This is a genomic window from Streptomyces sp. NEAU-sy36 (assembly GCF_013423905.1).
Lineage (GTDB): Bacteria > Actinomycetota > Actinomycetes > Streptomycetales > Streptomycetaceae > Streptomyces > Streptomyces misionensis.
Window position 1 is genome coordinate 3534776 of record NZ_CP058977.1, and the last position, 18550, is coordinate 3553325.

The window sequence follows — 18550 nt, forward strand, 5'->3', positions numbered from 1 at the left end:
GGGGGGATATTCATGCGCGGCCTGCGGACGCCCGTCCTTGTCGCAGCGGCTTCGGCCGTACTCACCGCCGGCGGGCTCACCGCCTGCACGGCCCTCGGCGGGAAGACCTTCGAGGACGACGCCGAGGTGGCGGGGAACATCACCGCCATCCGTCTCGACACCGGTGACGGCTCGGTGACGGTCGAACCCTCGGCCGGCGCCTCCGCGGTCCTCGTGCACCGCAAGGTCGACTACCGCGGCGACAGGCCGACCGGCACGTCCTTCCGCGTGACCGACGGCGTCCTGGTGCTCTCCGGCTGCGGCCGCGAATGCGGCGTCGACTACGTCGTCAAAGCGCCCGCCGGTCTGCCGGTCGCGGGCGGCACCTCCAACGGCAGCCTGTCGCTGACCGACGTCGCCGCGGTCGACGTGCACACCAGCAACGGCGAGATCGCGGTGCGCGGCGCGACGGGCCCGGTCAGATTGCGCACCTCCAACGGGGACGTCACCGTCAAGAACGCCCGGGGCGGCGACATCGACACCCGGACCTCGAACGGCGAGGTGACCATCCAGACGGCCACCCCGCAGAACGTCAAGGCCCGCACCACCAGCGGCGGTCTCACGGTCACCGTCCCGCCCGCCGCCTACCGGATCTCCGCCGACGACTCCAACGGCGACAAGAAAATTGCGTTCCGGGACGACCCCACGGGCCGATACCGCCTGGACCTCTCGACGAGGAACGGCGATCTGACGGTGACATCGGCGGGCTGAAGCCGGACCGGGGCCGGCGAGGGCCTACCGGTCGTCGCACAGACCGGTCCGGCAGCACACCGGCAGCCGGTCGGCCGCGATCTCCCGGACGCGCTCCAGACGGGCCCTGTCGGGCTCCAGCACCGTGATGATCTCGAAGGCGCTGCCGACCGCACCGACGGACCGGTTCGACATCACCTCCGCGTAGAGCAGCCACAGCCCTTGCACGGCCAGGTCCCGGCAGCGTGCCGGCAGATCGATGCCCCGCCGCGCGGACGAGGGATCGGTCCCCTCGCCGGTCACCAGGTACTGCAACTGCCGCAGGAACCACTCCCGGACCACCGGCGCGACGTCGTCCGCGAGGGCGGCCAGGGCCACGGACACCACCGCGGGCGCCGGCTCCCACAAAGTGACCGGTGACCACACGTGCCCTTCGAGGCCGACGTCCGGTTCCGGGCCGGGCCCGGCCGCCGCGACGGCCGTCAGATCCCCGGCGAGGTGACCGGCGGAGCCACCGCACCCGCACCGCATGCCCGCCCAGTCGTGCCGCGCCGCCTCCGTCGCGATCAGGCGCACCGCGGCACCCCCCCGACCCCTCACAGCAACCTGGACCTTCCCTCCGAGCCGTTCGAGCAGGATACGGAGGGGCGCGGGGTCCGGCTCGGGCAGGGGGCAGGACGACCGTGCGGATGTGCCCCTGACGTTCCGAACGCCGCACGGTCCGCGGTCACGGTCGCGGGCCCGCCGTATATACCCGGCGAGCCGCCCGGTATACGATTTTGCACATGGTCTGGGAAATGCTGGGCCTGGGTTTCGTTCTCAGCCTCGACAATTTCCGGGTATCGATCGCGCTCGGCACCGTCCCCTTCGGCCTGCGGCGCGCGGTGCAGGTCGCGCTGACCTTCGGCCTGTGGGACGCGGTCATGCCCCTGGCCGGTCTGCTGATCGGCCACCAGATCGGGGAGACCGTCGGCGGTGTCGCCGATGTCGTGGGGGCGGCCGCGCTCGGCGGCTACGGTCTCTACCTCCTCATCACGTCCCTGCGCCACCCCGAGCCGGACGAACTGGACCACCCCTGGGCGCTGTTCGGCATCCCGCTGTCCCTGAGCCTGGACAACCTGATCGCCGGGGCGAGCCTCGGCATCCTCGGGCTCTCCCCATGGCTGTCGGCCGCCGTCTTCGGCGTCATCACCGCGGGAATGTCCCTGCTCGGCCTGCGGCTCGGCCGCGCCGCCGCCCGCCTCATCCGCATCCGCTCGGACCTGCTCAGCGGCATCACCCTGATCCTCGCCGCGGTGGCACTGCCGCTGGTGTACGGAGGGTAGGCCCCCGGTAGCCGGCCCGGTGCACGTGACCGACGGACTTGCCGCGGTGGTGCGGGGCCGGGGATGCTGGGGCGGTGCCAGGGCAGCGGAAGAGGAAGCGGCGGCAGCAGGCCGCGGGTGCCAGATCAGGTGCGGGGCACTGGCAGGTGGTCTTCGAGACCCAGGACCGGGCCGAGTGGCAGGCGTACCTGAGCCGGCTGCGCGCCCGGCCGGAGCCGGCCGACTGGTCGACGACCCGCGTCGACACCCTGTGCGGACGCCTGGCGCACCCGACGACCTACCGGCTCAGCCTGTTCGTGCCCGCCCGCCCCTCCCGGTGACCCCGGTGGCTCAGCGGCGGACCGGTCGCCGGGCCTGGTGCGGGCGCGGGACCAGCGCCGAACCCGCGGCCCGCTGCCCGGAGTTGGCGGCGGCCACCGCCCGTTCGACGAGCTCGTGGTCCGGCGACAGATGGCACACCGGGTCGGTGCGGGCCGGGTCGCCGGTGAGGAGGAAGGCCTGGCAGCGGCAGCCGCCGAAGTCCACCTCCCGGCGGGGGCAACCGCGACAGGGCTCCGGCATCCAGTCGGTGCCCCGGAACGCGTTCATCACCGGGGCCTCGGCCCAGATCCGCCCGAGCGACTGCTCCCGCACACTGGCCCGCGGCAGCGGCAGGGAGTGCGCGGCCGGGCAGGGCAGGACATCGCCGTTGGGTGTCACGGTCAGCTGCCGGGACGCCCACCCGCCCATGCAGGGCTTGGGATAGCGGCTGTAGTAGTCGGGGATGACGTACACGATCTCCATGCGGTCCCGCAGCCGTTCGAGCGCGGCCCGCACGACCTCCTCGGCCGCCGCGAGCTGGGCCCGGCTCGGCAGCAGCGCGGCGCGGTTGCGCCACGCCCAGCCGTAGTACTGGGTGTTGGCCAGCTCCACCCGGTCCGCGCCCACCTCCTCGGCAAGGGCGAGCACCTCGGCGACATGGCCGATGTTGTACCGGTGCAGCACCACGTTCATGGTGAGCGGCCAGCCCAGCTCCTTGACCAGGCCCATCGCCTCGACCTTGCGCCGGAAGGACGGCACCCCGGCGATCCGGTCGGACCGGGCCGGCTCGTCGGCCTGGATGCTGACCTGCACATGGTCCAGGCCCGCGGTCCGCAGCAGCTCCGCACGGGGCCGGGAGAATCCGACCGCGCTGGTGATCAGATTGGTGTAGAGGCCCAGCAGATGGGCGTGCGCCACGATCTCCGGCAGGTCCCGCCGCAGCAGCGGTTCCCCACCCGACAGATGGCACTGCAGGACGCCGAGATCAGCCGCCTCGGTCAGTACCCGCATCCAGTCGGGCGTCGTCAACTCGTCCCGGTAGTCGGCCAGGTTCAGCGGGTTGGAGCAGTACGGGCAGGCCAGCGGGCAGCGGTAGGTCAGCTCGGCGAGCAGCCCGAACGGGCTATCCATCGGTCAGCTCCAGCCAGTGCCGGGCGACGAGCCGGCCCACGAACCGCCGTACCTCCTCCTCGGGCACGCTCCGGTAGCGCGTGCCCAGCTCGCTGACGATCTCGGCCACGGTGTGCCGCCCGTCGCACAGTTCGAGGACGGCGGCGCCGGTCCCGTTGAGCACCACCACCGCCTCCGGGTGCAGCAGGATCCGGCACTGCCTGGTGCGGGAGTAGTCCAGCCGTACGTGGCGCGCCGGCCGTGGCCGGTCCGTGCCGGACACCTCGGCGGTGCTCGGCCGGGTCCTGGTGACAGGGGTCGGGTCCATGATCGTCACTCCGGATAGGCCTGGTCCACGGCGTCCATCAGGGACCACAGGACGTCGCACTTGAACGACAGCGCGTCGACGGCGCGCGCCCGGGACTCGGCGGAGACGCAGTGCGTGGTGACCACCTCCAGGGCGTGCTCGCAGTCCCGGGGAGCCTGCTCCAGCCGGGCCCGGAAGTAGGCCAGGCCCTCCGGGGCGATCCACGGGTACCACCGCTCGAACCCGGCGAGCCGCGCCGCCATCAGATCCGGCGCGAACATCTCCGTGAGCGAGGAGGCGACCGCCTCCACCCACGGCCGGGTCCGGGCGAAGTTCACGTACGCGTCGACCGCGAACCGCACCCCGGGCACCAGATGCCGGTGGTCCAGCACCTCCGCCCGGGTCAGCCCGGCGGCCTCGCCCAGCCGCAGCCACGCCTCGATGCCGCCCTCACCCGCGGCGGTGCCGTCATGGTCCAGGATCCGCCGGACCCAGCGGCGGCGGACCTCCGGGTCGGGGCAGTTGGACAGGATCGCGGCGTCCTTGCGGGGGATGTTCTCCTGGTAGTAGAAGCGGTTGGCCACCCAGCCCCGGACCTGCCGGCGGCTCAGCTCACCGGCGTTCATCCGGACGTGGAACGGATGCTGGTCGTGGTAGCGCCGCGAATGGGCCCGCAGCGCCTCGACGAACCCGTCCTCGCCCGTCACCGTGGCCGCTGTCGCCGTCACGGCACTACACCCGGACCTCAAGGCCGTCCATGGCAACCTCCATGCCGTACTCCTCCACGGTACGCCGCTCGGGCGTGCCGTCGAGGAGGACCGGATTGGTGTTGTTCATGTGCACGAACACCACCCGGCCCACGCCCAGCGAGGACAGCAGCGCCAGGCTGCCGTCCGGGCCGTCCATGGGCAGATGGCCCATGTCCCGGGACGTCTTGCCGGCCAGACCGAGCCGCAGGAGTTCGTCGTCGCGCCAGCAGGTCCCGTCGACCAGCAGGCAACCGCAGCCCTCGATCTCCCTGCGCAGCGCCCGGGTCAGCGCCTGCACGCCCGGCAGGTACACCAGCGTCCCGCCGCCGCGCTCGTCGGTCAGCCGGTAGCCCACCACCCGTCCGTGGTCGGCCCTGGCCCCGAACCGGGCGCGCTTGGTGGTGGGGACGTCGAACGCACGGCAGGACAGCCCGTCCGCCAGGGCCTGCTCGGCGCCGGGCAGCACCGCACGCCATTCCACCGGGCAGTAGCGCTCCAGGGTCCGCAGGACCCCGGTGCCGTCCCACAGGACCTTGTGCACGGCGGGCGTGGCGTACAGCCGCAGGGCGCGGGCCTCGCGCAGCAGCAACAGGCCGAGCGTGTGGTCCAGCTCGGCGTCGGTGACCAGCACTGCCTCCAGGGGCGTCGTACGGCCGTCGTGCGGACGCAGCCCGGGGAAGTCCTCGATCTGGGCGCGCACGTCGGGCGAGGCGTTGAGCAGGAACCACCGGCGGCCGTCGGCGCTGACCGCGGCCGACGACTGGGTGCGCGGGGGACCCGCTCCGGAGCGCACCGCGGCGCACACCGGGCAGCCGCAGTTCCACTGCGGGGAGCCGCCCCCGGCAGCCGACCCCAGGACACGGAGCAACACGTCGGCACCTCCCTCGGTCAGGGCCGTTCGAACACCGGGCGGCGCCGGACCGGCTCCGGCGCCGCCTCGTGTCCGCTCGCTAGTCCTCCAGCCGGGCGAGGTACATGGTCACCTCGGCCGCGACCACGATCTCGTCGAAGTCGGGTGTCTCCCACACAGCGAGTTCGCACTCCATGGATCCACCTCCTCTCCGCCTGAAGCGGCACTCTCGGGCGGTGCTAGACCGGTTCCGGAAGGGCGAAGACCATCAGGGCGCTGCCGTGTCCCGCGCCGAGCATGCCGGGCAGGAACCCCTCGGCCCAGCCGCCCCAGCCGACCGGTACGGCGATGTACTGCCTGCCGTCGACCATGTAGGTGGTCGGGCTGCTGTGGTGGCCGCTCCCGCACTGGAACTGCCACAGCAGCTCCCCGGTGCGGGCGTCGAACGCGTCGAACTCGCCGGAGGGCTCACCGGCGAACACCAGGTCGCCGCCGGTGGCCAGCACCGAGGCGCACATGGGCAGTTCGTTGCGCCAGCGCCACTTCTCCTCGCCGTTCGCGTCGAACGCGCTCACGGATCCCGCCATGTCCTCGATGTCCACCTGGACGCCCGCGCCCCAGTACGGGATGGACTCCTTGAACTCCCGGCGACGCCGGGTCGCCGTGGCGCCCGTGTCCTGGACCGGGACGTAGAACAGCCCGGTCCTGGGGCTGTAGGCCGCGTGCGTCCACTCCTTGGCGCCGGCCGGACCCGGGTAGAAGTGGACCGGCTCGCCCTCCTTGTCGGGGTAGAGCTTGGCCGTCACCTGGCCGTCCCGGGTGATCGCGCCCCAGGTGATCCGGTCCACGAAGGGCGTGATCCCGACCCGCTCGCCGTTGGTGCGGTCGAGGACGAAGAAGTAGCCGTTCTTGTCGAAGTGGCCCAGCAGCCTGCGCCCGTCCTGCTCGAACAGGATGCACTCGCCGATGCTGTCGTAGTCCCACAGGTCGTGCGGGGTGCACTGGTAGTGCCAGCGGATCCGGCCGCTGTCCACGTCGACGGCGATGATGCAGTCGGTGAACAGGTTGTGGCCCTCGCGGACGGCACCGTCGAAGTCGGGCGCCGGGTTGCCGGTGCCGACGTACAGCAGGTTCGTCTCCGGGTCGAAGGTGCCGGTGAGCCAGCAGTTGGCCCCGCCGCGCGCCCACGCCTCGCCGTCGGCCGGCCAGGTCTCGGCGCCCGGCTCCCCGGGCTTCGGCACGGTGTAGCAGCGCCACTGGTGCTCGCCGGTCTCGAGGTCGAACGCGTCGAGGTGCCCGCGCACGCCGAACTCGCCGCCCGAACTCCCCACGATCACCAGGTTCTTCACGATCAGCGGGGCGACCGTCGCGCTCTCCCCGGCCCGGACGTCGCCGTAGGTGCGGTCCCACACCCGTTTCCCGGTCCGGGCGTCGAGCGCGAGCAGCCGCGCGTTCGCCGTGACGAAGAAGACCTTGCCCTGCGCCACCGCGACTCCCCGGTTGACGTTTCCGCAGCACAGGGACACGTCGAAGGGCACGGCGTGCTTGTACCGCCAGATCTCCACGCCGGTCTTCGCGTCGAGGGCCCACACCCAGCCGTCCCAGCCGGACAGGAACATGACCCCGTCCACGACGATCGGGGCGGCCTCGAACGAGTACGTCGACGCGCCCGCGATCAGCCCGGTCGTACCGGCCTGGAAGACCCACGCGGGGCCGATGCGCCTGACGTTCTCCGTGTTGATCTGGTCCAGCGGGCTGTAGCGCTGACCGTTGTAGGCGCCGTAGTAGGTGAGCCAGTTCTGGGGTTCCTCACGGGCGTGGAGGATGCGTTCGTAGTCGATGCCGGCCGTCACCGGCGGTGCGACCTCGCCGCCCGCCACCTTGCCGCTCAGGTTTCCCTGGTCGACGGCCTCGCCCGCGTCCACGTAGTCGACGGTCATCGTGCTCCGCCTCCTTCCTCTTACGGTCGCGGCTGTGCGGGACGGTCGAGGCGGGCCTCCGGCGGGGCGTCTCCCATGACGACGATGGCCCCGGTCAGCCCCCGGCCCTCGTCATTGCCCGTGGGGGAACCGAACCAGTAATAGCCCGGCCCGTCGAGATTCAGGTGTGCCCGTCCGCGCGAATGGTTCACCAGCCAGATGAACTTCCGGTCACCATTGCTGGGCAGCAGCGCGCAGTGGGTGTTCCGATCGTCGTTGACGAGTTCCAGCTCGATATCGCCTCCGTGCGGCATGACCAGAATCGAGGGGTCCCAGGAAAGCTCGTCCGGGTGAATGCGGATGGTGGCCCGCATGCGGCCGTCCGGCTCCTCGGTGGCCCGGCCGATGGTCCCGGTGCCCAGCACCTGGCCCAGTCCCGCCCTGTTCTGTGCGTTCAACCCGATCTGGTCCAGCAGGTCGGTGCGTTCCCGCGTGGTCGTCATCGGGGTTTCACTCTCCTCGTCCGGAACCGCTGGTCGAATGGACCTCGCTTCTTCTTCCGCGTCTTCTTTTCGTTTCAATGGGCGGCGCAATGGAAAGCGCCGGTGAATTGCATCAGGAAAAACAGGGGAAAAGGAAATAATTGATGGTCCGCAATCAACGCTACGCCGCATGAATCACGCCGACAAGGGCGGACCGGAGCGGGGGCCGGGGGATGCCGTTCACCCGCGATCGGCCGCCGTTCGCCCCCGATGAGGCACCGCTCGGACGCGTCGGCCCCGGGCGGGCGCGAGGTCGTACCGGTCGAGGTTCATGACCTTGTCCCACGCGGCGACGAAGTCCCGCACGAACCTCTCCCGGGCGTCGTCGCTCGCGTAGACCTCCGCGACGGCGCGCAACTCGGAGTGCGAGCCGAAGACGAGATCGACGCGGCTGCCGGTCCACCGGACCTCCCCGGTGACGCGGTCACGGCCCTCGAAGACGTCCGCGGCCGGGGAGCACGGCCGCCACTGCGTGCCGTTGTCGAGCAGGTGCACGAAGAAGTCGTTGGTCAGGGCGCCGGGCGCCGTGGTGAACACGCCCAGCGGCGACCGGTCATGATTGGCGCCCAGCACCCGCAGCCCGCCCACGAGCACCGTCATCTCGGGCACGGTGAGGTCCAGGAGAGCCGCCCGGTCGACCAGCAGGTGCTCCGCGGGGCGCCGCGCGCCCTCGCCGAGGTAGTTGCGGAACCCGTCCGCGACCGGCTCCAGTGCGGCGAAGGACTCCACATCGGTCCACTCCTGCGTGGCGTCCGTGCGTCCGGGCGCGAACGGCACGCGGACGGGCAGGCCCGCGGCCTCGGCGGCCCGCTCGACGGCGGCGGCACCGCCGAGCACGATGAGATCGGCCAGCGAGATCCGCTTCCCCCCGGCCCGCGCCTCGTTGAAGGACTCCTGGATGTCCTCCAGCGTGCGCAGCACCGGCGCCAGCGCCTCGGGCTCGTTGACCGCCCAGCCGCGCTGCGGCTCCAGCCGGATGCGCGCGCCGTTCGCCCCGCCCCGCCTGTCGCTCACGCGGAACGTCGAGGCCGACGCCCACGCGGTCGACACCAGCTGGGCGACCGAGAGCCCGGAGCCCAGGATCCGGCTCTTGAGCACGGCGATGTCCGCCGCCTCGACGAGCGGGTGGTCCACGGCGGGCACCGGGTCCTGCCAGAGCAGCCGCTCCCGGGGCACCAGCGGTCCCAGCCAGCGCTGAACCGGGCCCATATCGAGATGCGTCAGCTTGAACCAGACCCGCGCGAAGGCGTCCGCGAGCTGCTCGGGGTGGCGGAGGAAGCGCCGCGCGATCGGCTCGTAGACCGGGTCGAGGCGCAGCGCCAGGTCGGTCGTGAGCATCCTCGGGGCGTGCCTCACCGACGGGTCGTGGGCGTCAGGTACCGCGTCGGCCCCGCCGCCGTCCGCCGGGATCCACTGCCACAGACCGCCGGGGCTCAGCTCCAGCTCCCACTCGTAGCCGAACAGCGTCTCGAAGTACCCGTTGTCCCATGTCGTCGGGGTGGGCGTCCAGGTGCCTTCCAGGCCGCTGGAGATGGCGTCCCCGCCCTTGCCGGTGCCGAAGTCGCTGCGCCAGCCCAGCCCTTGCTCCGCCAGTGGCGCGCCCTCGGGTCCGGGACCCAGGTGTGCCTCCGGGTCGGCCGCGCCGTGGGTCTTGCCGAAGGTGTGGCCGCCCGCGATCAGCGCGACGGTCTCCTCGTCGTCCATCCCCATCCGCCGGAACGTCTCGCGGATGTCCCGGGCCGAGGTCAGCGGGTCGGGCACGGTGTTCGGCCCCTCGGGATTGACGTAGATCAGGCCCATCTGGTCGGCGGCCAGCGGCTGGTCCAGCTCCCGCACCCCGCCGTGCCGTTCGTCGCCGAGCCACGCGTGCTCGGGGCCCCAGTAGGTGTCCGCGTCGGACTCCCACGCGTCCCGTCGGCCGCCGGCGAAGCCGAACGTCCTCAACCCCATCGTCTCCAGGGCGCGGTTGCCCGCGAAGACCAGCAGGTCGGCCCAGGAGATCGCGCTGCCGTACTTCCGCTTCACCGGCCACAGCAGCCGGCGCGCCTTGTCGAGGTTGCGGTTGTCCGGCCAGCTGTTCAGCGGCGCGAACCGCTGAAGGCCGGCGCCCGCGCCCCCGCGGCCGTCGGCCACGCGGTACGTCCCGGCGCCGTGCCACACCATCCGGATGACGAGCGGCCCGTAGTGCCCGAAGTCGGCCGGCCACCACTCCCGCGACGTCGTCAGCGCCCGGTCGACGTCCCGCGCCAGGGCGTCGAGGGCGAGGGCGCGGAACCGGGCGGCGTAGTCGAAGTCCTCGCCCAGCGGGTCGGCGAGGGCCGCGTGCTTGCGCAGGGCCGTCAGGTCGAGCCGGTCCGGCCACCAGTCGCGGTTGCCCGTGACCGGTGCCGGACGGGCGCCGGAGCCGGCCCGAACCCCGGCCGGAGCCTCGACCGGCGCGGAGAGACCGAGCCCGCCCGCGCGCCCCGCCCTCCGCTGCTCACGTCCGTGGACGCCGGCGTCCACTGTGTCGGACACGGGGACCTCCTTCCCGTCCGTGCGGACGACGGCGCCGGACGTCCCGCCCGTCGCGGGCGAGGACGTCAGACGCCCAGTGCGCGGCGCACGGCCGCCGCGTTCCGCCGAGAGACCGGCAGGGTCTCCCGCGCTCGGTCCATGACCAGGGACAGTTCTCCCTTGTGGCCGCGTTCGATCTCCCGGACCCGGCCGAGGTTGGCGACGTACCGGCGGTGCACCCTCAGGAACCCGGAACCCGCCAGCTCGCCGTCGAGCTTGTCCAGACTCGTGGCGGCGGCCCGCAGCCACCCCTGATCCGTGCGGAGCCACACGTCGTTGCCCCGCGACTCGGCGAAGGAGACCTCCGCGGGATCCAGCAGCACCATCCGGTTGCCGCGCACCGCGACCAGTCGGTGCGGCGGCTCCACGGGACGCGCCGGCTCCTCCGCGCGGGGCACCGGCTCCCCGTCGAGGGCGCCGAACGACACCAGGCTCCCGATCAGGTGTCCGCAGGAGAAGACGGGCCGGATGCTGATCGACGTGGGCTCCGCGCGGGGATGGCCGACGATCTGCGTCGAACCGACCCAGCCGGGATCGTGGGCCGCCTGCCCGGTCGCGTACCGGGAGGCCGCGATGAACTCCGGCAGCCCCGGGTTCCAGCGCAGCGTCGGATCGATCGCCGGGGTGGACGCCGGGACGCCCAGGAGTACGCTCGCCAACTCGTCGGCGATCACCACCTTGCCCGCCGTGTCCACCGCGGCGAGCGGCGCGCCGGAGCGCGTCCTCGCCCGGGCGTGGGCCGCGACCAGCTCGGCGCCGCTGGCCCGGGCGCGCTTGCGCAGCGGGTACTGGGCCATGGTGGCCGCGTGCGCCAGCCAGCTCTCCGCGGACGCGGGCAGCCGGCCGCGCCAGCAGCACAGACCCATGACCGCGATCGGTTCCCCGTTCACCACGTCCCGCACCGCGATGCCCGCGCAGCACCAGTCGTGGAACGCCCGGCACCAGTGCTCCGGGCCGCGGATCGGCACCGGGCCGTGCGCCTCCAGCGCGGTGCCCATGCCGTTCGTGCCGGCCGCGGACTCCGACCAGCAGAACCAGGGGGCCAGCCGGGAGTCGTACGCCCTGGCGAGGGTGGCCTGGTCACCCCACTCGGCCAGGATCCGGCCGGCCGCGTCGGTGACGGTGACGACGCCGCCGAGGCCGCCCACCTCGTGCGCCACCGTGGCGGCGCGGAAACCCAGCTCGGTGAAGACGACGTCGTGCTCGGGCGGATGACCGGTCTCCGCGACGGCCACCGGGGCCTCGGTGAGGTGCGGATCGACCCGGTACCGCTCCCGGCAGCGGTGCCAGGAGATCGCCACCAGGGGCCGGACCCCCAGAACCTGGTCGTCGCCCTGGACGAACCGCTCCCAGGCCGCCAGCACGTCTTCGTTGCCCGGGTCCGCCGACACCGGCTCGACGAGCCGCGTTACATCCCTCATGGTTCAGAACCACCCTCGGTCCATCCCCAACGCCCGACGGCAGGGGCGCGGTCCGCACCGCCCGCCGCTCCTCGCGGCCGGGCCTCCAGCGGGCTGGGCACTGTCGCGCGCGTCTTCGTGCTTCGCCACAAACCTGCCCTCCCCACCCTAATTACCGCCGACGAACAGCGCACGCCCCCCACGGCACGCTGACCGGACGTATCCGGTGCGGACGGCCGCCGCCCCGCCCCGCAGGGCCGAGGCGGCAGGCCGAGGGGACCTCGCGCCCGGGGCCCGACCGCCACCGCGCCGCGCGTACGATCATCGGGATCGCCGTCCCGGAGGAGCCCAGCCCAGTGACCGTCGTCCCGCCGCCCCGCGCCGCCTTCGGTGCGCTCCCGGTGCGTCTGCTGACCCGCGTCGAGTACGGCGAGGAGCTGCCGGCCCTGGCCTGGCGGGCGGGCGCCGGCTGGCGGATGATCAGCAGCGCCGTGCTGGGCGGCGGCATCGGCGAGCGGGCCTGGGTCCTCAACGCCCAGGTCTCGCACGGCTACCGCAGGACCGACCCCGAGGCCCATCTCGCCGGCCTCGCCCGGGACGCCGGGCTGCGCGGGCCGGGTGTCGGCCTGATGACCGCCGCCGACGTGCGCCGGTACGGTCACGCGCACGACGGGGGAGTCGAAGCGGTGGCCACCGCGGGCCTCGGGGTGCGCGGCTGGGCCGCCACCCCCGCGCCGGGCAGCGCCGCGCCGCCCGACCCGGGCACGATCAACATCGTCGTCGCGGTGCCCGCCCCGCTGACCGACGCCGCGCTGGTCAACGCCGTGAGCACCGCCACCGAGGCCAAGGTCCAGGCACTGCTCGACTGCGGCTACGACTGCTCCGGCACTCCCACCGACGCGCTCTGCGTCGCCGCGCGCACCCCCCGCGCCGGTGAACACCCCGACTCCTTCGCCGGCCCCCGCTCCCTCTGGGGCGCCCGCCTGGCCCGCGCGGTCCACTCCGCGGTGCGGGCCGCGGCGGGGTAGGGCGTGCGCCCGGCGGGCCGGCCCGGCGCCGCGCCCGCCGGGGGCCACCGGCACCCGGGCCGTCCGAAGACGTGTACGGAACAGCCTCCGGAAACACCGAGCGGAGCGTCCGTGCTGGATTAGAGTCGAACGGGCAGTATCCGCGGGCCAGGGGGGGCCAGGTTGGACATGGACAGCGAGCGGGTCCGGGTGAATGTGTTCAGTCCCGGTGATCCCGCGTCACGGGCGGCCACGGAGGCGGCCTTCGAGGCGGCCGAGAGTGCCGGCAAGGGCGTGGACGCGCGGGGGACCGTGCCTCTGGCCGACGTACTGATGATCGGCTCGGTGGCGACGCACGCCCTCGCCTACCTGATCAACACGCTGCGCAAGGCGTGGAGCAAAGGCGTCGTGGTCGATGCGATGGGCGGCCGCCTGACCATCCGCCAGGACCCGGCCCTGCCGCGCGGCACGGTCGTCGTACGCTCCCTGTCCGGAGAGGTGACCGTCCGGGACGGCGCCGGGCTGGCCGACGCCATCACCGGCGCGCTCCCGAAGCGTGCCGGCAGCGGCGACTCCGAGGAGCAGGAGAATGCCTGACCCCGGACGCAGCATTCTCTTCCGGGACCAGCAGAACCTCGAACTCGCCGAAGAGGCGCGGGAGATGAGCCTGGCGTTCGCCGACTCCGCGTACCTGCGGTGGATCAGCGGCGAGGAGGACGCGCACCGGGCCTGGGAGATGTACTTCGACCGCACCCAGCGCCAGGTCCGGACGCTGCTCGACGGACTGCTCGCCACCTTCCCGCCCGAGGACCGGGACAAGGCGCTCCAACTGGCCGGTACCGTCGAGGCGTTCTGCCTTCCGTCGGACGCCGTGGAGTCGCGCGTCTTCGAGAACCCCGGCTCGGCCACCGGCTTCCTCATCGGCATCTCCCCGCTCGCGGTCCAGCTCAGCGCGGAGATCGCCTGGGGCATGAACCTCGCCCATCCGTATCTCCCGGAGGACCTCCCGGACGGCTGGGAAGCGGCCACCATGCACGCGCAGGAGTCCCTCGCCCTCGTCCTCAGCCGCTATGTGCGAGCGGCGGAACGGCTCGGCGAGGCACCGGTGCCCATGAGCATGGTGGTCATGGCGATGCAGAAGTCCACCGGCCCCGACGGAGGGCCCCGGGACTGCTACGACGCGGCGCTCGCGTTCGCCCTCACACACGAACTGGCCCACATCCGCAACGGAGACCTCCTGCCCACCCGGCACCGGCAGGCGGCGGCGCTGATCCCGGAACACATGGCGTCCGCGCTGGACATATCCGCCGAGGAGAACGAGGAACTCACCGCCGACGCCGCCACCTTCACCGCGTGCTTCAACTTCCTGCTCACCGTGGCGACCCTGGCACCGGACAACCCCCTTCGCGACGCACGCAGCCCGCGTGAACTCCTGCACCGCCAGGCGCAGTTCATGATCACCGCGTGGCACAGCGCACGCCGTGCGACGGAAGCGTGCGAGGCCTACTACACCGCCGTGTCCATCCTGTCGGACATCGCGTTCCGCCGCGGTGACGACGACGCATCGAGCCGACTGCTCACCACCGCGATGCGGCTGCCCTATATCCAGAGCTACGTGCAGCGGGTGCGCGAGCAGGTCCTGAACAAGACGTACGGGCCGTACATGTGGACGGAGTACGACGTCGCGTACCGCAAGGGCTACGGAAGCTGGCGCGCCTTCCTCGTCGGGAACCTCCTGCCCGCGGTGAGCCGCGACCAGCGCGCGGAAGAGCCCGACTGGTTGTCCGACTGGAAGACCCCCGCCGACCTGGCCAGGGAACCCCGGTACCTGACCGCCGTCATCGACGAGGGGCAACGGCAGGTCGACGAGATGGTGCGCGAGTCGGGCCCCGACGCCGGACAGACCCTCGCCGCCCGGGCCAACCTCGCCTTCCTGCGGTCACAGGCCGGGGACACCGCCGGGGCGATCAACGCCCTGGTGAACCTGATCCCGGACATGGAACGGGTCTGGGGAGCCGACGACCCGAACATCTTCCCCGTCCGGCACAACCTGGCCTGGCTGCTCGGCGAGACGGGGAACACGGCCGGAGCCGTGGCGGCCTTCACCGAACTCCTCGCCGTGCAGGAGCGCGTCCTCGGCCCCGATGACCCGGACACCCTCGACACCCGGTACGAACTCGCGCATCTGCGCGGCACCGGCGGGGACGTGGCGGGCGCGGTCGCCGACTTCGTCCGGTTGCGCGCCGACCACGAACGGGTCCTGGGGCCGGAGCACGCCGCCACCCTCGCCACCAGCAAGAGCCTCGCCCACTGGCAGGAGCGGCTGGGGGACACGGCACACGCGGCGGCCACCCGCGCCGAACTCCGCTCCGACGAGGTGACGGTGTTCAACCCGGACCACCCCGGCACCCGCGCCGCCTACGAGGCACGACTGGAGGACCACACGCGCAGGCTGGGCCGCGGGCACCCGGACACCTTGACCACGCTGTGGTTCCTCGCCGTCCTGCGCGGCAAGGACGGCGACGCCACCGGTGCCGCCGCCGCGTACACCGAACTGCTCGAACACGACCTGGAACCACTCGGTTTCGACGAGGTGGACATCCGGATCACCCGCGACAACGCCGCCCACTGGCAGCGCGTCGCCGGTGAGCGGCACCCCGCCGGCTGAGGCACGCGGGCGGCGGCCGGCGAACGGCCGCCGAGCCCGGTGCGTCCGGTGCCGGCCCCTGCCGCCCCGCCCCGGGCGGGCGTCAGCCGCGTGGCAGGAAGAGACGGCACAGCGCGGTCGTGGCGAGAAGGAGGGCGGCGACGGTGAGGAGACCGAGCCGCATGCCGGGGAGGGAGAAGGTGCCGTCGGAGCCCGACAGCAGGCTGCCGAAGAGGGCCACCGCCAGCGCACCGCCCAGTTGCCGCAGGGAGTTGAGCAGCCCCGACACCGTCCCCGCGCGCTCCGCCGGCACCGCGTCGATCAGCAGCGCGGTCAGCGCGGGCACCGCGAGCGCCCCGCCCACGCTCAGCGGCACCAGCAGCACCAGCACCAGCCACACCGGGGTGTGCGCCGCCAGTGGCAGCATGGCCAGCATGGCGACCGCGAAGACCAGTTGCCCGGCGACGATCACCGGCCGCCGCCCGATCCGCTCCGCGAGCCGCGGCGAGACGAGGTTGGTGGCCGTCACCACCGCCGACAGCGGCACGAACATCAGCCCCGCCGCCACCGCCGACATCCCCCGCAACTGCTGGTAGTACAGCCCGAGCAGGAAGATCCCGCCGTAGAAGGCGGCGTTGACGGCGAAGCCGACCGCGAGCGGGACCGACACCCGGCGGTTGGCCAGCACGGCCGGCGGGATCATCGGCTGACGGTGCCGTGACTCGACGACGCCGAAGAGGACCCCGGAGACGACGGCGAGCGCCGCGGCGGCCAGTACCAGGGGGCTGGTCCAGCCCAGGTGGCCGCCCTCGATCACCGCGACCGCCAGCCCGGCCAGCGCCACTACGGCGGTGAGCTGGCCCATGACGTCCAGCGCGGCGGGCCGTCGCGGTGAACGCGGCACGCGCACCAGCAGGGCCAGGATCACCGCGCCCACCGGGAGGTTGAGCAGGAAGACCGCCCGCCACCCGGCCCATTCGGTGAGCAGCCCGCCCAGCACCGGGCCCGCCGCCATCGCCACCGAGCCGCCGACCGTCCACAGCGCGATCGCCCGGGCACGCTCCCTGCTGTCCTCATGGCTCTGCCGGACCAGCGCCAGCGAGGCCGGCATCACGACCGCGGCGGCACCGCCCTGCGCCACCCGCGCGGCGACCAGGACACCGATGCCGGGCGCCAGCGCGCAGCCGAGGGACGCCAGGGTGAACAGGGCCACGCCCCAGGCGTAGGCGCGCCGGGCACCGGCCCGGTCGGCGACGGCGCCGGCGGAGAGCATCAGCGCGGCGAACATCAGGGTGTACGCGTCCACCACCCACTGGAGCCCGGTCATCCCGCCGCTGAGCGACTCACGGATCGCGGGCAGCGCGATGTTCACCGCCGACACGTCGATGGTGATCACGGTGAACCCGAGGAGCGAGGCGACCAGCGCGACACCCGCCCGCCGGGCCGTGACGGCGCTCGGGGCGGGCGGCGTGGCTGGTCGCGCCCGCTCCGGCTCGTGCGGCCCTGGCCTTGCCACCGGGTTTTCGGGCGCGCGGCCGGGGGCGGCGGTCGGCGGTGTGGAAGAGGTGCCGGGCATGATGGCCTCCTGGACCGGTCAGTCGTGGTCGGCGGTGTCCGCCGGGACGGGCGGGCGGCCACAGTGGTCCGGGACCGCGGTCCGGTGTCGTGCACCCCCTGGGTCCCGGTGGCCGGGCCGCCCGCCTGGGACCAACTGTGCGCCCGCGCGGTTCCGCCCGGCAGACCGCGCCGTACCGGGGTGCGGCGTTCCTGGCCCTGACACGGCCCCCCAACCCCCTTGCGCTGCTGACACAATCGACCGAATGGGAGCAGCAACGGACGCGCGCGGAACCGAACTCGGCAGGTACCTGAAGGCACGCAGGGCGCAGGTGCGCCCGGAGGACGTGGGCCTCCCGGCCGGTGCGGGCCTTCGCCGCACCCCGGGACTGCGCCGCGAGGAACTCGCCGCGGTCGCCGGGGTGAGCGTGGACTACTACATCCGCCTCGAACGCGGCCGGGAGACCAACCCCTCGCCCGCCGTCGTGGACGCCCTCGGCCGCGCCCTGCGCCTGCGCGGGGACGCCTACGAACGCCTGCACGAACTCGCGGAGTTGGCGTCCGGCCGGGTGGCCGAACTGCCGGCCTGCTCGGACCACACCGTCCGCGACTCCGTGCTGCGGATGCTGGAATCGGTACGGCCGCTGCCCGCCTACGTGGTGAGCCGCTACAACCGGGTACTGGCGGCGAATCCGCCGGGCCGGCGGCTGCTGCCCGGACTCTGGGACTGGCCGGAGCACCAGCGCAACCTGACCCGTTACCTCTTCCTGCACCCGGTGGGGCGGACGCTCTACGAGCCCTGGGAGGAGACGGTGGCACTCTCGGTGGCGCATCTGCGGGCGGTCGCCGGCGCCGGCCCCGACGATCCCGAGCTCACCACACTCGTCGGTGAACTGGTCCTGAAATCACCGGAGTTCGCCCGGCTGTGGGAGCGGTACGACGTGTGCGAGCGTGGCGGTGGCCAGAAGTGCTTCCGGCACCCCCGGGTCGGGGCGATGACTTTGACGTACGAGGTGATGCGACTGGCCCGCACCGGCGGCCAGCGCATGGTGGTCTACCAGGCGGCTCCGGGCACCGCCGACGAGGAGGCCATGCTCCGCCTGGATGCCGAGGACGCCCGGGGCGAACGCGGATCCGCCCCGCTGCTGAGCCTGAAGGGCTGACCGGGGCGCGGCAGGAACGGCGTCCGGGCCCGTACAGGGCACGGCGCCGGGACGGTCGTCCCGGCGCCCGGCAAGGCTGCTAGCGGTTACTTCTTGTTCTTCTTGCAGCTCCACTTGCCGTTGACCTTCTTGAGGTGCTCGCCCTTGGGGCACTTCTTGTGGGTCGGCATCGGGTGGGGGGTCGATGCGTGCTTGGCGACGGTCGTGTGGGTGGTCACCGGCATCGCGAGGGCGGTCCCTGTCGAGGCCACCGCTGCTCCGCCGGCAAGCGTGCCCGCGGCGACGCTGGCGACCAGAGCCCGTACGATCTTGCTCCGCATGATCGGCACCTTTCCGTAGTCGGCGTCAGTACCTCCTCCCGATTCTTGGGGGCGGCTCCCGCGGTCCGCATC

General features: G+C 72.9%; 19 protein-coding genes. 7 read left to right on the top strand and 12 right to left on the bottom strand.

Annotated elements, in window-relative coordinates; translation table 11 throughout:
• Positions 1 to 12 precede the first annotated feature (12 nt).
• A complete protein-coding gene (locus HZZ00_RS16335) occupies positions 13 to 750 on the top strand; it encodes a DUF4097 family beta strand repeat-containing protein (RefSeq protein ID WP_180332863.1) in 738 nt (245 codons plus the stop codon).
• A 24-nt stretch (positions 751 to 774) separates the two neighbouring features.
• Here the strand turns inward: HZZ00_RS16335 and HZZ00_RS16340 are convergent, their stop codons facing one another.
• Entirely contained in the window at positions 775 to 1305 is a 531-nt protein-coding gene (locus tag HZZ00_RS16340; RefSeq protein ID WP_180332864.1) for a hypothetical protein, read from the bottom strand.
• 209 nt (positions 1306 to 1514) lie between these two features.
• On the opposite strand from HZZ00_RS16340, the gene HZZ00_RS16345 reads away from it, so the two are divergent.
• Positions 1515 to 2054: a manganese efflux pump gene (locus HZZ00_RS16345; RefSeq protein WP_180332865.1), complete on the top strand. Its 540-nt coding sequence runs from the start codon at positions 1515 to 1517 to the stop codon at positions 2052 to 2054.
• A 74-nt stretch (positions 2055 to 2128) separates the two neighbouring features.
• The gene (locus HZZ00_RS16350; protein ID WP_180332866.1) at positions 2129 to 2374 is read left to right on the top strand and encodes a hypothetical protein; all 246 of its coding nucleotides are present in this window, start codon (positions 2129 to 2131) and stop codon (positions 2372 to 2374) included.
• 10 nt (positions 2375 to 2384) lie between these two features.
• On the opposite strand, the gene pqqE is transcribed toward HZZ00_RS16350, so the two are convergent.
• The 9 genes from pqqE to HZZ00_RS16395 all read right to left on the bottom strand — a co-directional run bounded on the left by pqqE (position 2385) and on the right by HZZ00_RS16395 (position 11808).
• Positions 2385 to 3485, bottom strand: a complete 1101-nt coding sequence (pqqE, locus tag HZZ00_RS16355) for a pyrroloquinoline quinone biosynthesis protein PqqE (RefSeq protein ID WP_180332867.1) — start codon at positions 3483 to 3485, stop codon at positions 2385 to 2387.
• Positions 3478 to 3792 (bottom strand): pyrroloquinoline quinone biosynthesis peptide chaperone PqqD, encoded by a 315-nt coding sequence (pqqD, locus tag HZZ00_RS16360; RefSeq protein ID WP_180332868.1) that lies wholly within the window; start codon positions 3790 to 3792, stop codon positions 3478 to 3480. Before pqqD ends, pqqE begins: the two co-directional genes overlap by 8 nt.
• A 5-nt stretch (positions 3793 to 3797) precedes the next feature.
• Entirely contained in the window at positions 3798 to 4499 is a 702-nt protein-coding gene (pqqC, locus tag HZZ00_RS16365; RefSeq protein WP_180332869.1) for a pyrroloquinoline-quinone synthase PqqC, read from the bottom strand.
• Positions 4500 to 4503: 4 nt separating this feature from the next.
• The gene (gene pqqB / locus HZZ00_RS16370) at positions 4504 to 5391 is read right to left on the bottom strand and encodes a pyrroloquinoline quinone biosynthesis protein PqqB (protein WP_180332870.1); all 888 of its coding nucleotides are present in this window, start codon (positions 5389 to 5391) and stop codon (positions 4504 to 4506) included.
• 79 nt (positions 5392 to 5470) lie between these two features.
• Positions 5471 to 5566, bottom strand: a complete 96-nt coding sequence (gene pqqA, locus HZZ00_RS16375; RefSeq protein ID WP_070029365.1) for a pyrroloquinoline quinone precursor peptide PqqA — start codon at positions 5564 to 5566, stop codon at positions 5471 to 5473.
• A gap of 43 nt (positions 5567 to 5609) precedes the next feature.
• Positions 5610 to 7310, bottom strand: a complete 1701-nt coding sequence (locus tag HZZ00_RS16380; protein ID WP_180332871.1) for a PQQ-dependent dehydrogenase, methanol/ethanol family — start codon at positions 7308 to 7310, stop codon at positions 5610 to 5612.
• A 20-nt stretch (positions 7311 to 7330) separates the two neighbouring features.
• Entirely contained in the window at positions 7331 to 7792 is a 462-nt protein-coding gene (locus HZZ00_RS16385) for an MSMEG_3727 family PQQ-associated protein (RefSeq protein WP_180332872.1), read from the bottom strand.
• A 219-nt stretch (positions 7793 to 8011) separates the two neighbouring features.
• Positions 8012 to 10174 carry a catalase/peroxidase HPI gene (katG, locus tag HZZ00_RS16390; RefSeq protein ID WP_257585953.1) on the bottom strand — a complete coding sequence of 721 codons (2163 nt, stop codon included), beginning with the start codon at positions 10172 to 10174 and terminating at the stop codon, positions 8012 to 8014.
• A 239-nt stretch (positions 10175 to 10413) separates the two neighbouring features.
• A complete protein-coding gene (locus tag HZZ00_RS16395) occupies positions 10414 to 11808 on the bottom strand; it encodes a DNA-binding protein (protein WP_180332873.1) in 1395 nt (464 codons plus the stop codon).
• Positions 11809 to 12143: 335 nt separating this feature from the next.
• Between HZZ00_RS16395 and HZZ00_RS16400 the strand changes: the two genes are divergently transcribed.
• The 3 genes from HZZ00_RS16400 to HZZ00_RS16410 all read left to right on the top strand — a co-directional run bounded on the left by HZZ00_RS16400 (position 12144) and on the right by HZZ00_RS16410 (position 15462).
• Positions 12144 to 12815 (top strand): adenosylcobinamide amidohydrolase, encoded by a 672-nt coding sequence (locus HZZ00_RS16400; RefSeq protein WP_180332874.1) that lies wholly within the window; start codon positions 12144 to 12146, stop codon positions 12813 to 12815.
• Positions 12816 to 12983: 168 nt separating this feature from the next.
• The gene (locus HZZ00_RS16405; RefSeq protein ID WP_180332875.1) at positions 12984 to 13391 is read left to right on the top strand and encodes a hypothetical protein; all 408 of its coding nucleotides are present in this window, start codon (positions 12984 to 12986) and stop codon (positions 13389 to 13391) included.
• The gene (locus HZZ00_RS16410) at positions 13384 to 15462 is read left to right on the top strand and encodes a tetratricopeptide repeat protein (protein WP_180332876.1); all 2079 of its coding nucleotides are present in this window, start codon (positions 13384 to 13386) and stop codon (positions 15460 to 15462) included. Before HZZ00_RS16405 ends, HZZ00_RS16410 begins: the two co-directional genes overlap by 8 nt.
• An 82-nt stretch (positions 15463 to 15544) precedes the next feature.
• On the opposite strand, the gene HZZ00_RS16415 is transcribed toward HZZ00_RS16410, so the two are convergent.
• A complete protein-coding gene (locus tag HZZ00_RS16415) occupies positions 15545 to 17017 on the bottom strand; it encodes an MFS transporter (RefSeq protein ID WP_180332877.1) in 1473 nt (490 codons plus the stop codon).
• A gap of 244 nt (positions 17018 to 17261) precedes the next feature.
• On the opposite strand from HZZ00_RS16415, the gene HZZ00_RS16420 reads away from it, so the two are divergent.
• Positions 17262 to 18158 carry a helix-turn-helix domain-containing protein gene (locus HZZ00_RS16420; RefSeq protein ID WP_180332878.1) on the top strand — a complete coding sequence of 299 codons (897 nt, stop codon included), beginning with the start codon at positions 17262 to 17264 and terminating at the stop codon, positions 18156 to 18158.
• Positions 18159 to 18244: 86 nt separating this feature from the next.
• Here HZZ00_RS16420 and HZZ00_RS16425 read toward each other — a convergent pair whose 3' ends face one another.
• The gene (locus HZZ00_RS16425; RefSeq protein ID WP_180332879.1) at positions 18245 to 18478 is read right to left on the bottom strand and encodes a hypothetical protein; all 234 of its coding nucleotides are present in this window, start codon (positions 18476 to 18478) and stop codon (positions 18245 to 18247) included.
• Positions 18479 to 18550 lie beyond the last annotated feature (72 nt).

What these genes read in the sequence shown, in the direction of transcription:
- HZZ00_RS16335 (WP_180332863.1), top strand. Translation starts at nt 13, where the DNA reads ATGCGCGGCCTGCGGACGCCCGTCCTTGTCGCAGCGGCTTCGGCCGTA.
- HZZ00_RS16345 (WP_180332865.1), top strand. Translation starts at nt 1,515, where the DNA reads ATGGTCTGGGAAATGCTGGGCCTGGGTTTCGTTCTCAGCCTCGACAAT.
- pqqE (WP_180332867.1), bottom strand. Translation starts at nt 3,485, where the DNA reads ATGGATAGCCCGTTCGGGCTGCTCGCCGAGCTGACCTACCGCTGCCCG.
- pqqD (WP_180332868.1), bottom strand. Translation starts at nt 3,792, where the DNA reads ATGGACCCGACCCCTGTCACCAGGACCCGGCCGAGCACCGCCGAGGTG.
- pqqA (WP_070029365.1), bottom strand. Translation starts at nt 5,566, where the DNA reads ATGGAGTGCGAACTCGCTGTGTGGGAGACACCCGACTTCGACGAGATC.
- HZZ00_RS16380 (WP_180332871.1), bottom strand. Translation starts at nt 7,310, where the DNA reads ATGACCGTCGACTACGTGGACGCGGGCGAGGCCGTCGACCAGGGAAAC.
- HZZ00_RS16385 (WP_180332872.1), bottom strand. Translation starts at nt 7,792, where the DNA reads ATGACGACCACGCGGGAACGCACCGACCTGCTGGACCAGATCGGGTTG.
- HZZ00_RS16395 (WP_180332873.1), bottom strand. Translation starts at nt 11,808, where the DNA reads ATGAGGGATGTAACGCGGCTCGTCGAGCCGGTGTCGGCGGACCCGGGC.
- HZZ00_RS16405 (WP_180332875.1), top strand. Translation starts at nt 12,984, where the DNA reads ATGGACAGCGAGCGGGTCCGGGTGAATGTGTTCAGTCCCGGTGATCCC.
- HZZ00_RS16410 (WP_180332876.1), top strand. Translation starts at nt 13,384, where the DNA reads ATGCCTGACCCCGGACGCAGCATTCTCTTCCGGGACCAGCAGAACCTC.
- HZZ00_RS16415 (WP_180332877.1), bottom strand. Translation starts at nt 17,017, where the DNA reads ATGCCCGGCACCTCTTCCACACCGCCGACCGCCGCCCCCGGCCGCGCG.
- HZZ00_RS16420 (WP_180332878.1), top strand. Translation starts at nt 17,262, where the DNA reads ATGGGAGCAGCAACGGACGCGCGCGGAACCGAACTCGGCAGGTACCTG.
- HZZ00_RS16425 (WP_180332879.1), bottom strand. Translation starts at nt 18,478, where the DNA reads ATGCGGAGCAAGATCGTACGGGCTCTGGTCGCCAGCGTCGCCGCGGGC.